Here is a 12,185-nt window from a genome sequence, read left to right on the forward strand (position 1 = left end):
TTAAGATTAGTGGGCCTTTTAGTTAAATTTGCGCAAGTCCTTTTTTGCCCAAAAATGTTTGGTCTCATCCTTAGAATTTAAAATCTATGTACTTAAAAAGATGGAGTGTACTGGCCCTACTCCTTTGTTTTGGCCTGTTGAATAATAGTTGTGATAATGAAGTTGACGTAGTTGGCGACTGGAAAGAGGTGCCTATTGTTTATGGCGTAATTAACCCTCTGCCTTTATTTTCGCCTATGGAGCCGCACTATATTCGTATTGAAAAGGCCTTTTTGGACCCTCGTACGGATGCCTTTCAGATTGCGCAGCGGGCCGACTCCCTTTATTATGGTCCTTTTGACCTAGAAGTAATTTTGTATGAGCAAACGCAGCAGGGTTCTCAGGTCATCAATACTCCTCTAGATACATTTGAGCGGGTAAATGCCACCGATGAAGGCTTTGCGGACCGAGAAGAGGGTATTTTTGCGGCTAGTCCTAACTATATTTATAAGGGCGATGCCGTTTTGCCTGTAGGTCGTTACTTTATGCTCAAGGTGAAGAACTTGGCTACGGGCAAAGAGTATGATATATATACAAAGAGCATTCAGCCGGGCAGTCGTGATTTTACCGACTCTACCTTTAATGAGTTTAGAGTCACCACGCCCTCTACTAGTTTGGGGATTAAGTGGGCCAACTATGATCGAGGCAGCCAAGACTGGATTTTTAGAGATATCCGCTTCAACTGGGCCACCCCAAGCGATGCGGCTATTTATGATCTTTCCCTAGATATTCATTATTATGAATTTGAGGTAGACCAAAGCCAAGCAGGCGAGCCCGAGATTCCAGGCACTCGAGTCCGTAAAACCCTCAAGTGGACCCCCTTCCGCTCTATTTTGGCCTCGGGTAGTTCAGCGCCTAGAGGACTCTGCAATAATTGCCCACAAAGCTATGAGCGCTTTATTGAAGGGGATGGAAGTGTAGCCCAAGAAATCAATGGCGAGAGCTTCTTCCGTTATTTGGCCAACAATCTACCCAGTACTACAGATAATAATATTCGCCGCTGCTTTAGCGAATTGGATATTCGGGTAGATGCTGCTGGCGTAGAGCTGGCCAACTACCTCAAGGCCAATGCGGCCAACCAAAGCTTGGTGGGGGGGCTGTTTCCGGCAGAGCCCTATACTAATGTTCCTGATGGCTATGGCATTTTTACCACAAAAATGTTTACGACTAGAAAAGGCTATGAATTAGACGATGAAGTTTTGGAGTACCTCAAATTTGGGGAAATCACTCGAGATCTTGGTTTTAGAGATTATAGCTGTAACTAAACTATAAAGGCCCTTTAGAGGGCCTTTTTTTATGCCCAGCAAGCCAGGCCACCAATCAATCCCTGACAAGAGAGCGGACAAAAACTGAAAAAATGGCAGCTTGTCAGGCCAAAATGCAGGCAAAAACAGCCGATTTGGCAAAAAAAAGGGCAAAAAAGGAAAAAAAATCTGTTGGTACAAGCCTTGATCTTAGGGCAGTGTCGCTCAATGAGGCGAACAACAATAATTGACTATCAAACTAACAAATTCAATATCTACAAGTTATGGGTAAGATTATAGGAATCGACTTAGGAACTACCAACTCCTGCGTATCTGTAATGGAAGGAAACGAACCTGTAGTGATTACCAACGAAGAGGGTAAGCGCACTACGCCTTCTGTTATTGGTTTTTTGGATAATGGCGAACGCAAAATCGGTGACCCCGCTAAGCGTCAAGCAATTACCAACCCGCACAAAACAATCATGTCTATCAAACGCTTTATGGGCTTGCGCCATAGTGAAGCTGGCAATGATGTGAATCAGGTCCCCTACGAAATTTTGAAAGGGGCCAACGATACCATTCGCGTAAAAATTGACGACCGCGAATATAGCCCACAGGAAATTTCGGCCATGACGCTACAAAAAATGAAGCGCATTGCAGAAGAGTACTTGGGCCAAGAAGTGACTGAAGCTGTAGTTACTGTACCTGCGTACTTTAATGACTCTCAGCGTCAAGCCACTAAAGAAGCTGGAGAAATTGCCGGCCTTAAAGTGCGTCGTATCATCAACGAACCTACTGCTGCAGCACTTGCTTACGGTATGGACAAAGCTGATGAGGATGTAACTATCGCTGTTTATGACCTTGGTGGAGGAACGTTTGACGTGTCTATCCTTGAACTAGGCGGCGGCGTTTTTGAAGTAAAATCAACAAACGGAGATACGCACCTTGGTGGTGACGACTTTGACCGTGTGATCATGGATTGGCTCATTGACGAGTTCAAACAACAAGAAGGTATTGACCTTAGCAGAAATGCGGAGGCCATCCAACGGCTAAAAGAAGCTTCAGAAAAAGCTAAAATTGAGCTTTCTGGTGGTTCTTCTACAGATATCAACCTTCCTTATATCTCTTTCAATGAAAGTGGCGCCAAACACTTGGTCCGCCAATTGAGCCGCTCTAAATTTGAGCAACTCATTAGCAACTTGGTACAGCGTACGCTTACGCCCTGCCAAAAAGCACTAGATGATGCTGGCCTTTCTATCGGCGATATTGATGAGATTATCCTAGTGGGTGGTTCTACTCGTATTCCTGCTATTCAGGAAGCTGTAGAAAAATTCTTCAATAAGAAACCCAATAAGAGCGTAAACCCCGATGAAGTAGTGGCCGTAGGTGCTGCTATCCAAGGCGGTGTATTGACTGGTGAGGTGAAAGATGTTCTTCTCCTAGATGTTACGCCCCTTTCTTTGGGTATCGAAACTTATGGTGGCGTATTCACACGCTTAGTTGAAGCCAATACAACTATTCCTAAGCGTGCTTCTCAGGTATTCTCTACCGCTCAAGATAACCAGCCTTCTGTAGAGATCCACGTTTTGCAAGGAGAACGCCCCATGGCCAACCAAAACCGCACAATCGGTCGCTTCCAACTAGAGGGTATCCCCGCTATGCGCAAAGGTGAACCTCAAATTGAAGTTGTTTTTGACATTGACTCTAACGGTATCCTTAGCGTTTCTGCTAAAGAGAAAACCACTGGAAAAGAACAGAAGATCCGCATCGAGGCTTCTACTGGACTTTCTCAAGAGGAAATCGATAAGATGAAACAAGAAGCAGAGGCCAATGCCGAAACCGACCGCCAAGCCCGCGAAAAAGTAGATAAACTCAATGAGGCCGACTCTATCATCTATCAGACAGAACGTCAGATGACAGAACATGGCGAGAAATTGCCCGAAAACCTCAAAGCCGATATCGAAAAAGCAGTAACCGAGCTTAAAGCAGCTCATCAAGCACAAGACCTAGATGCCATCAACAAAGGGATCGAGGCCGTGAATAATGCTTGGGCTGCAGCTAGCCAGCAAATGGGTGGACAGCCCGGCGCCGAAGGCCCAGAAGCAGGTCCCCAAGGTCCCGCCAATGACGGCCAAGCCGGTGGCGATGATGTAACCGATGTAGAATTTGAAGAGGTAGACAATAAGTAGTCGCCTACTCAAAAATTCCAATAATGAGGCGAGTCAACTTAGGTTGACTCGCCTTTTTTACGCCCCAATAGCCCCCTTCTGGTTTTAGGCCCCCTTTTCTTTATTATCTTTGGACCAAAATCTAACTTATGGCGACATCCCCCAAGCTCCGCTACTTTCTGCTTATACCTATGCTATTTTATTTCCTTTTCCTTTTTTGGTTCCACTGGATCCAACCCAAAACGCCCAGCAAAGCCGAGAAAATTGCGGCCAATAATGAAGCCATTGCCGCCTATGTCGAACGCTTCCACCCGCTCGCTATTGCAGAAATGCAAAGACTGGGCGTGCCCGCTAGTATTACTCTTGCCCAAGGTATCCTAGAGTCTCAATACGGAAAAAGCGAATTGGCCCAACAAGCCAATAATCACTTCGGCATGAAGTGCGGCGGCAACTGGGAAGGCGATAGCTACTCTAAGTTTACCGGAGAATGGAATAATGAAGCCCAATCTTACCGACAACTAGCCTGCTTCCGCGTCTTTGATTCCGCCGAGGCTTCTTTCCGTGCCCATTCCGACTTCCTGCGCTACCGCAAGTACTACCAAAAACTCTTTCTCCTCCCCTCCAAAGATTATAAGGCTTGGGCCAAAGGCCTACAAGCCGCAGGCTATGCCACCGACCCCAAATATCCCGATAAACTCATTTCTCTCATCGAACGATTTGAGCTGGACCAATATGACCAGCTCCTGCTCCGCCCAGAATCTCCCTGGGTGCTGGCTCCAGATACCCTTTCTTTCGACTAACGATTATATGCTATGCGCCTGCTCTCTCTTTTTGCCCTTTTCCTACTCCTCAGCTGCCAAAATGAATTACCAAAAGCCGAACTCCTCATCTTTAATGGCCCTATTTATACCGTAGATAGCAGCCAAGCCCAGGTAGAAGCGCTGGCGGTGGCCAATGGGAAAATTATCGCTCTCGGAAGTTGGAACGACCTCCAAAAGTACCAAAGCCCTAATACCAAACTACTCGACCTTAAAGGCAATACCCTGATTCCCGCCTTTATTGAAAGCCATGCCCATATCCTAGGCCTTGGGCAGTTTAAACGAGAACTGGACCTTAGCCAAGTGAAAAGCTATGAGGAGCTGATCCAGCTGGTCCAAGAACAAGCCGAAAAAACGCCAAAAGGCGAATGGATTCTTGGCCGAGCCTGGCACCAAAGTAAATGGGACTCTCTCCCCTTTTCGATCAAAGGCTACCAAACGCACGACGCCCTCAGCCAAGCGGTCCCCGATCATCCCGTTTTGCTGATGCACGCTAGCGCCCACGCCCTGATGGCCAACGAAAAAGCCATGCAGTTGGCCAGCCTAACGCCCGAAACCACAATGAATGAGGAAGGCGAGATTATCCGCTTCCCCAATGGCCGCCCCACCGGCATTTTTACCGAAAATGCCATGTCTATCATTAAGGAGGCCCTGCCGCCCGCCAACGAAAATAGCCGCTACCAAGACCTACAAGCCGGTATCCAAGAGGCCCTTAGCTATGGCATTGGCAGCCTGCAAGATGCAGGCTCCGATTCTGCCGCTATTGCACTTTACCGAAAAGCCCTGGCCCAAAATGAACTCCCCCTCCGCCTTTGGGTGATGCTGGCCTACAATAATTATGCAGCCGATGTCCAAGGCCAAGAAGATCCTTTCCTAGAGAAATGGCTGGAAAAAGGCCCCGAAAAAGGCGATTTCCTCAGTATCGCTGGCATTAAGCTTTATGCCGATGGCGCCCTAGGCTCTAGAGGCGCTTGGATGCTCGAGGAGTATAGCGACCGAGCTGGCCATTTTGGCCACCCTACTCTGCCCCTAAAAACCATTGAGGAAATTGCCCAAAAAGCCCTACTAGCCAATTTTCAGCTTTGTACTCACGCTATCGGCGACCGAGCCAACCAAGAGCTGCTCAATATCTATGAACGGGTCCTAAAAGCCCATCCCCAAGCCGCCAAAGATCACCGCTTCCGAATTGAACACGCCCAGCATATTGCCCCCCAAGATATTCCCCGATTTGCCCAGCTAGATGTTATCGCCTCGGTCCAAGGGATCCACTTTTCTTCCGACCGCCCCTGGGCCCAAAGCCGCCTGGGCCGCCTGCGCATCGCTATGGGCGCCTACCGCTGGAAACAATTGCTGGACTCTGGCGCCAAACTGATTAACGGCACCGATGCCCCCGTGGAGTCGATCAACCCGATCGCTTGCTTTTATAGCCTGGTCAGCCGCCAAGCCAATGATGGCCAGGTCTATGAGGCCGACCAAAAGCTGAGCCGCCTGCAAGCCCTAAAGGCCTATACCCTAGATGCCGCCTATGGCGCTTTTCAAGAAAAGGAAAAAGGAAGTTTGGAGGTTGGCAAGATGGCCGATTTTGCCATCCTTTCCCAAGATATTATGCAGGTCCCCCTCCAAAATATTCCCCAAACTAAGGTCCTGCAAACTATTGTAGCTGGTACAACAGTCTATTTGAGGGAGTAGGATTTGGGGCCTCCGCTGCGGCTTCGCCTTGCGGCGCTACGCTTCAGGGCTCGCAGGTCTGCTCGGCCCTTCGCCAGCTTCGCTGGCTCGGTCTGGCCTACGGCCACCCTTGCACATCGCTAGGCCGAATGGAAGTCCTTCGCTTCTATTCGGCCTTTGTAAGCTATTCGCAATTTGTGAAACGGCATTTGTAAAGTCGGGGATGCTATTCGCAATTTGTGAATCGGCAGTTGTAAAGCAGGGGATGCTATTTGCAATTTGTGAAACGGCAGTTGTAAACTGCGATAGGGACTGTTCAGGATTTTCTGTCTCCAAATAAAGTTTGAGCTTTTAGCTTAATGCTCAAAAGCAGAATTCAGCCAATCATCGCTTAGGGACAAGCCCCTAGGCAACAAAAAGGGCAGACAGAAAATGTTAAACAAAAAAAGCCCAGCCACTCCCCTAAGGGATTCCTTAAGGAATCCCGCAGAGGGGTGGGTGGGCGGGTTATATTGCGAATGAGGAGCGCAGCGACGAATACCGCTTTTGGGCCTCCTCAAGAACAGAGAATTAGGCTAGTTTTTCTACAGCAGTACTCGCATCTCCATAGTTTTGGCCGGGCGCAACGGTCAGTAGATTGACACCAGGTTTTTTGCCTATACTAAAGCTGCCCAATTCCTCCTCAAAGCCTAGGGCTTCGGCACCGTTTAGGGTGGCCCATTGCAAAAGCGTTTCAAAAGGCACATAAGACTGGTAGCGGCGGATGGTCTTTATTTCCTCTAGAATAGAGAGGGACCAATTAGAGGTGAGGCTATCGGTACCTAAACACACCTTAGCGCCTTTTTTCAAAAATGCCTGATAATTGGGCAAGCGATTTTCGATATAGAGATTGGCATTGGGGCAACTGGCCCAATACACCGCCTTGCCCCAGCTTTTGGCAAAAGCAATATCCTGCTCAGAAGTGAGCGTATTATGCACAAAAAGCGTTCGTTGTTCGGGGTCCATTTGAGAAAGGGCATAATGGATGGCCGTGCGGCCATTGGGCTGAAAATGGTCCAATGAAAAACCAAACTGCCCATAGAAATCGACAAAGCCACCGCTACCACTCAAAAAGAGTTCTTGTTCTGGGGGCGTCTCTTGGTTATGGATACTTACCGTATGAGCCGCTCCCTTATTAACGGCATTGATCCGCTCAAATAATTGGGGAGAAACGGAATAAGGCGCATGAGGCACCATCACCTTTTTGCTCCCTTCCGCTAAAGGGAGCGCATCATAAACAGCCTTATACTTCTCAAACTCTGTATCTGCATTCGCAAATTGCAAAAAGTCAAAACATTCAATAAAGCTATAATAGCGCAGGCGGCCCTTGGCCTTTTGGGCAAAGGTATCGGGAACATTGGTAATATCGCCTACGGCCACAATACCATTAGCAATCATTTGGTCCTCGGCCCAAGCAATAGCCTCGGCAATTTCGGCTTCGGGGGCATTTCGTCTAGAAACCACCTGCTTAATAAAGTCTATGAGGCCAGTGCCCGTTTCTACTTTGCCCAACATATGAGAAAGCTCTAGGTGGCAATGGGCATTGATAAAGCCAGGGACCAAAATCCCTTCATGGATCTCGATCTCTTCTTGGGGATAATTGGCTCTTTGGCCTATTTCTAGAATACGGCCCTCCTCATCAAGGACCAAAACACCCTCTTTGATGGGGGCTTCGCTAATGGGGTAAATATAATCAGCGCTTATTTTTCTCATGATAGATGTCTTTAATTTGAGGGGCAAAAATAGCTAAAACTATTCATTTTATCCTTAAAAATGCGGTGGACAGGCGGCGAAGCCGCCGCAGGCTGAGGGATGGACAGCAGTGGCGCGAAGCGCCAGACCCAGCCGCCGCAGGCGGCGCAGGGCCGAGCGAACAGCGAGCTGCGACACAGCCCGACCCGCCCTGCGGGCGGGGCAGCCCCAAAATAGCGGCATAAAAAAAGCCTCCCTAGGGAAGCTTTTATAAGGTATTATACTAGGGCTAATTTTTCGGGGCCGCAGCCCAATTCATCGGCGAGAAAGCCTCTATTTTCGCAGAGAGGCAACAGCTCCTCTTGAAGAAAAGGCTGCACCTCTTTGATAATAGATTTGGGATAAAGCAGATGAATATTTGGGCCTGCATCCAGGGTAAAATAGAGCGGTAAATTCGTTTGTTGGCGCCAGTCGCGGACCTTCTCGATCAGGGCCAAACTATTGGGCTGCATCAGCACATAAGAAGGGCGAGAAGTCATCATGAGGGCGTGTAGCATCAGGGCCTCTTCCTCGGCAATTTGGCCAAAGGTTGCCCAATCGCCAGCTTGGAGAGCGGCTAAAAGTTTGTCCAAATTCTCCTCGGCTAATTGGTAGCGAAGCGGGGCAAAGGGGTTGTTCTCCATCAGTTTGTGGCCAGCGGTGCTAGATACCGATTTTTCGGCCCGGCTCACCAGCAAAATAGTATCTTGGACCGCCTTAAAATCATCATGCAGCAGCTCGCCGCAGGGGCTAGCCCAAAGATTAGAGCTATCCTTTAGCTGCTTAGACTCGCCCCAGGAGGCGGCCATAGGGTAAAGCGAGCGGCAGGCAGAGCCAGAGCCCAGGCGGGCAAAATAGCTCGCTTTTTGCCAAAATTCGGCCTGATCGGAAGCTGGGCCAAGGCCTAATTTGGCCGCCATATCGCAAAGGCAAAGCGCCAGCGCACTCATACTAGAAGCAGAAGAAGCAATACCCGCAGAATGAGGGAAAGAATTTTTGGACTTAAGCGTCAGCGCATATTCATCTAGAAAAGGTAATTCAGGCAAAATACTTTCTAAAAACCCCTGAATACGCTGAGCAAAAGCGGGTTTCTCTTGATCCTCGAATAAAAAGCGGAGTTGAATCCCCCCTTTTTCTTTAGGACAAAAATCTAAGCTTGTTTGGCTATAGGCAGCCGAAAGCGTAAAGCTCAAAGAGGCATTTTTGGGAAGTTGGCGGCCATATTTACCCCAATACTTAATAATGGCAATGTTGGAGGGGCTCTTCCAGCAGATCTGATTCATGATATGATTATTTTGATGTTGATTCGGAAGCCTCCATAAAAGTTTGGGGCTCAAGAAAACCAAATTGGTAATATCGGAAATAGAGCGATTGCAGGCCAAGAAACAGACGGCCATCCTCTAGCGGGTAGCTCAATTCTGGGCAGAGCAATTCGTCTTTAAATTCGTAAGATAATAACTGTTTCTCTTTTAGCTCGCCTTGGGTATCTATTTGGGCCAGGTAGGCGCCTGATTCGCGGCCATAGAGGCCTCGATTGAAGAGCAGATACAGCTTTCCGGCCTTTTCCCAAAGGTAAGGGCGCAAAAAAGTAGCCTTAGACTTGGGAAAAGAGTTGTGTTTGAGGATCGTCTGCTCCCAAAGTAGCTCTCCAGCTTCAGAGAAGCAGAGCAGAAAAGTATTGTAGCTTTTAAAGTTATGAATGCCATAAGGACGCTCTTCGGCCAGTAAGATCAGGCGGCCATCGGCCAGCTGCCTAAAACTGATTGTTTTGTAGTTGCGCAGCTCTGTTTTCTCCTTAATTCGCCCTAATTTCCGATGCAGTAATTGGGCTTTTAGCGAGTCGGAAAAGGACTGCTTATACTTAGACAGCACCTGATTGCGGGCGGCATTTATCTTAATAAAAAAATAGCCGCCTTGTTTATAATATTTTTTCTGCGAGTAGAGCCCCGTCCAATAAATATTGCCCTCCTCATCAAAAAGGATATCCATTTCATTGTAGAAAAACTCGCCTAATTTGGGACTGAAATGGGTAAATTCCCCCGCATTGGGGCCTAAAAAATAGACCAGAGGATCTGCCGTTACCTTTTTGAGCTGATAAGAGCGTTTTTCTCGAAATCGATCGCAGAGAATAGCAATGATTCCTTGGTTGCTAATCTTCAGCTTTTGAATGGCGACCACTCTTTTTCCACTTTGATGAAGAGAGAGATCTAGCTTGCGCTCCCAGAGCAGCTTAAGACTGGTATCGAGTACCCGCAGGCGGATGCTATTGGTGAGTCCTCGAATATCTTCAATATCCCCTTCTTCCTCATAATCATAAAGCAGCAATTTGCTGCCATCTGGAGAAAAGACAAAATTGCCTCGGTAGAGGCGCTCTTTCATATCAAAAGGAGGGATCAGGGCAATGCTATCGGAAGCCAGCTGAAAACTATCGGGCAAAATTTCTTTAGCATACAGACTCACATCCTCATAGCGTTGTAGGCTCTTATTGTCTTTATAGTAGGAATAGAGCAAATAGTTTTTGTCCTGAATGTGCATGGCTCCACCATATTTTCGCTTTCGGTCGCTTGAAATATAGCGCCCCTTTAGCTTGAGCTGCCCATCGTAAATTTCGGTTTCGGCCTTGTCAAATTGCTTGTTAAAACGCAAAACCTGAAAGCGATTCTCCTCAGACTCTAAAAGCGTATAGGTTTTATAGTTGCCTAAGCGCTCTTGGCGCTCGCCCAAAAATAGCCCTTGTGCCCCCAAGAATAAAGGAGAAAAGCTGATCAATAATAGAAGTATAATTTTATGCATGTATAGATGATTTGATGTAAATGTACTGACTTCTTATAGAAGTCTAAACTTAGCCCTAAAGCAAATAGATGAATCTCTGGAACAATCTGGTGGTTTAAATTAATTAAGCAAAAGAGAAACTAATTTTGACCTTTTATATTTATCAGACTTTCTATTTATCAAAACCTCTTACAGAATGATTAGCCTTATTATACTTATTGGCGTAATTCGCAACTATTGGAACTTAGCAAAAGCAAGAGGCAAAAATGCTTATTTATGGGCATTTCTAGCTTTTGTTATTTATTATGGCTTAGTTATACTCATGTCCCTCCCCCTTATGTTTTTCCTAGAAGAACAGATTACCGCAGAGCCCGGCTTTGAGCTCCTCTTCAATTTAGTTATTGGATTTCTCTCTTTACTTTTCACTTATTTACTAGGCCCTGTCCTTATTAAAGATGATAAAGCCCTCTCTTTGGAGGAGCAAGACGACATCTTAGATGCAGGACTTTAATTTATTCACCTTAGCATTTTATATCTATGTTTATCATACTCACTATTATCCTTGCCGGCGCCCTAGCCATTGGCAAATGGTACTGGGATAGCGCCGCAGAACAATCCCTCCCCAAACTCAAATGGCTGCTCATTGGCATGGGCCTATTTATTGGCAGCTATATCCTCATTGGAATAGTGGTCTCCCTAGTCTTTGAGCTCGTTTTTGGCGATCTGGCCATTAGTATACATGAAATTGGCAAAATTCTTATTACTGCCTCTTTTGCTATTAGTGTCTGCAAATGGGGCAACAAACGCTGGCTAGAAAATTATAGCCCTCCCCAAAAATCAGATATTCTAGATGCAGATATTTAGGGGCCCGCGGCCGCCCTTTATAGCGGGGCGGCCGCCGCTAGGCTACGCCGCTTTCTATTACCCACTTTTTAAAAAAGGATTAAATTTGTTCAAAAATAAGCTAAAATGATGACGATCTCAGCAGCTCCCAAAAAAATGAATAAGCAAACTAAAAACAATATATTAAAGCTTTATTCTATGTTAGAAGATAATCCTTCTACGCAAATTAAGAATTTAGGAAAAACAGCTGCAGAGCATAAGATGCTTTACCGTTTATTTAGCAATGCAACCTTTACGGAGGATTATATCCAAGAGGAATATATTAAAAGCTGTCATCAAGCATTAGCGAAAGGAGGTAAACAGCGAGTAATTGTACCACATGATACTACAGAAATAAGCTATAATAATAGGAAGAATTGGATTAAGAACCAAGAAGGTTTAGGTCCCGGAGGACGAGAATCCAATTTATCTGTTTTTGGTCATGTAAGCATAGTGATCGATCGAGATACATCTAGTTTTCAATGCATTGGAAGTGCAGATTTATATTCTAGAGATAAAGATAGAGTTACTTGTAAAGAAAAAAAAGAATAGAAATTCAGGGCCCTTTGCAGGGGAAAAGACACGTTGGTTGATATCTATGCTAGACTCCGATAAAGAGTTAAAAAAGTGAATCCAGAATTAGATATTTTACATGTTTGTGATCGAGAAGCAGATATATATCCTATGATGGAATGTCTTAATCGGCATAATATAAAATACCTGATTCGTTCTAAGGAACATAGGAGAACAGCTATTTTAGAGGACAAAAAGAACGTCCCCTTATCAATCTATTCGATTACCAAGTAGCCCGTCTAAGTACAAAC

General features: G+C 46.3%; 10 protein-coding genes. 7 read left to right on the plus strand and 3 right to left on the minus strand.

The genetic code is table 11. From position 1 onward, the window contains the following. Positions 1–86: 86 nt before the first annotated feature. From SAPGRDRAFT_RS04595 to SAPGRDRAFT_RS04610, 4 genes are all read left to right on the plus strand, one after another. Positions 87–1,304 (plus strand): hypothetical protein, encoded by a 1,218-nt coding sequence (locus SAPGRDRAFT_RS04595; protein ID WP_002657566.1) that lies wholly within the window; start codon positions 87–89, stop codon positions 1,302–1,304. 263 nt (positions 1,305–1,567) lie between these two features. Next, positions 1,568–3,472, plus strand: coding sequence for a molecular chaperone DnaK (dnaK, locus tag SAPGRDRAFT_RS04600; RefSeq protein ID WP_002657567.1), 1,905 nt, complete (start codon positions 1,568–1,570; stop codon positions 3,470–3,472). Positions 3,473–3,600: 128 nt separating this feature from the next. Beyond that, a complete protein-coding gene (locus SAPGRDRAFT_RS04605) occupies positions 3,601–4,251 on the plus strand; it encodes a glycoside hydrolase family 73 protein (protein ID WP_002657568.1) in 651 nt (216 codons plus the stop codon). A gap of 12 nt (positions 4,252–4,263) precedes the next feature. Then, positions 4,264–5,958, plus strand: a complete 1,695-nt coding sequence (locus SAPGRDRAFT_RS04610; protein ID WP_002657569.1) for an amidohydrolase — start codon at positions 4,264–4,266, stop codon at positions 5,956–5,958. A 549-nt stretch (positions 5,959–6,507) separates the two neighbouring features. Here the strand turns inward: SAPGRDRAFT_RS04610 and SAPGRDRAFT_RS04615 are convergent. The 3 genes from SAPGRDRAFT_RS04615 to SAPGRDRAFT_RS04625 all read right to left on the minus strand — a co-directional run bounded on the left by SAPGRDRAFT_RS04615 (position 6,508) and on the right by SAPGRDRAFT_RS04625 (position 10,500). Further along, a complete protein-coding gene (locus tag SAPGRDRAFT_RS04615) occupies positions 6,508–7,689 on the minus strand; it encodes an amidohydrolase family protein (RefSeq protein ID WP_002657570.1) in 1,182 nt (393 codons plus the stop codon). Between the two features lie 257 nt (positions 7,690–7,946). Next, positions 7,947–8,990, minus strand: a complete 1,044-nt coding sequence (locus SAPGRDRAFT_RS04620) for a diphosphomevalonate/mevalonate 3,5-bisphosphate decarboxylase family protein (protein WP_002657571.1) — start codon at positions 8,988–8,990, stop codon at positions 7,947–7,949. A 7-nt stretch (positions 8,991–8,997) separates the two neighbouring features. Continuing rightward, entirely contained in the window at positions 8,998–10,500 is a 1,503-nt protein-coding gene (locus SAPGRDRAFT_RS04625; RefSeq protein ID WP_002657572.1) for a hypothetical protein, read from the minus strand. A 175-nt stretch (positions 10,501–10,675) separates the two neighbouring features. Between SAPGRDRAFT_RS04625 and SAPGRDRAFT_RS04630 the strand changes: the two genes are divergently transcribed. The 3 genes from SAPGRDRAFT_RS04630 to SAPGRDRAFT_RS04640 all read left to right on the plus strand — a co-directional run bounded on the left by SAPGRDRAFT_RS04630 (position 10,676) and on the right by SAPGRDRAFT_RS04640 (position 11,913). After that, the gene (locus SAPGRDRAFT_RS04630) at positions 10,676–10,990 is read left to right on the plus strand and encodes a hypothetical protein (protein ID WP_002657573.1); all 315 of its coding nucleotides are present in this window, start codon (positions 10,676–10,678) and stop codon (positions 10,988–10,990) included. A gap of 26 nt (positions 10,991–11,016) precedes the next feature. After that, positions 11,017–11,343: a hypothetical protein gene (locus tag SAPGRDRAFT_RS04635; protein ID WP_002657574.1), complete on the plus strand. Its 327-nt coding sequence runs from the start codon at positions 11,017–11,019 to the stop codon at positions 11,341–11,343. A gap of 105 nt (positions 11,344–11,448) precedes the next feature. Beyond that, positions 11,449–11,913 (plus strand): hypothetical protein, encoded by a 465-nt coding sequence (locus tag SAPGRDRAFT_RS04640; protein WP_051018599.1) that lies wholly within the window; start codon positions 11,449–11,451, stop codon positions 11,911–11,913. Positions 11,914–12,185 lie beyond the last annotated feature (272 nt).

Source organism: Saprospira grandis DSM 2844 (assembly GCF_000275825.1).
Lineage (GTDB): Bacteria > Bacteroidota > Bacteroidia > Chitinophagales > Saprospiraceae > Saprospira > Saprospira grandis_A.

What these genes read in the sequence shown, in the direction of transcription:
- SAPGRDRAFT_RS04630 (WP_002657573.1), top strand. Translation starts at nt 10,676, where the DNA reads ATGATTAGCCTTATTATACTTATTGGCGTAATTCGCAACTATTGGAAC.
- SAPGRDRAFT_RS04635 (WP_002657574.1), top strand. Translation starts at nt 11,017, where the DNA reads ATGTTTATCATACTCACTATTATCCTTGCCGGCGCCCTAGCCATTGGC.
- SAPGRDRAFT_RS04615 (WP_002657570.1), bottom strand. Translation starts at nt 7,689, where the DNA reads ATGAGAAAAATAAGCGCTGATTATATTTACCCCATTAGCGAAGCCCCC.
- SAPGRDRAFT_RS04640 (WP_051018599.1), top strand. Translation starts at nt 11,449, where the DNA reads ATGATGACGATCTCAGCAGCTCCCAAAAAAATGAATAAGCAAACTAAA.
- SAPGRDRAFT_RS04595 (WP_002657566.1), top strand. Translation starts at nt 87, where the DNA reads ATGTACTTAAAAAGATGGAGTGTACTGGCCCTACTCCTTTGTTTTGGC.
- SAPGRDRAFT_RS04605 (WP_002657568.1), top strand. Translation starts at nt 3,601, where the DNA reads ATGGCGACATCCCCCAAGCTCCGCTACTTTCTGCTTATACCTATGCTA.
- SAPGRDRAFT_RS04625 (WP_002657572.1), bottom strand. Translation starts at nt 10,500, where the DNA reads ATGCATAAAATTATACTTCTATTATTGATCAGCTTTTCTCCTTTATTC.
- SAPGRDRAFT_RS04620 (WP_002657571.1), bottom strand. Translation starts at nt 8,990, where the DNA reads ATGAATCAGATCTGCTGGAAGAGCCCCTCCAACATTGCCATTATTAAG.
- dnaK (WP_002657567.1), top strand. Translation starts at nt 1,568, where the DNA reads ATGGGTAAGATTATAGGAATCGACTTAGGAACTACCAACTCCTGCGTA.
- SAPGRDRAFT_RS04610 (WP_002657569.1), top strand. Translation starts at nt 4,264, where the DNA reads ATGCGCCTGCTCTCTCTTTTTGCCCTTTTCCTACTCCTCAGCTGCCAA.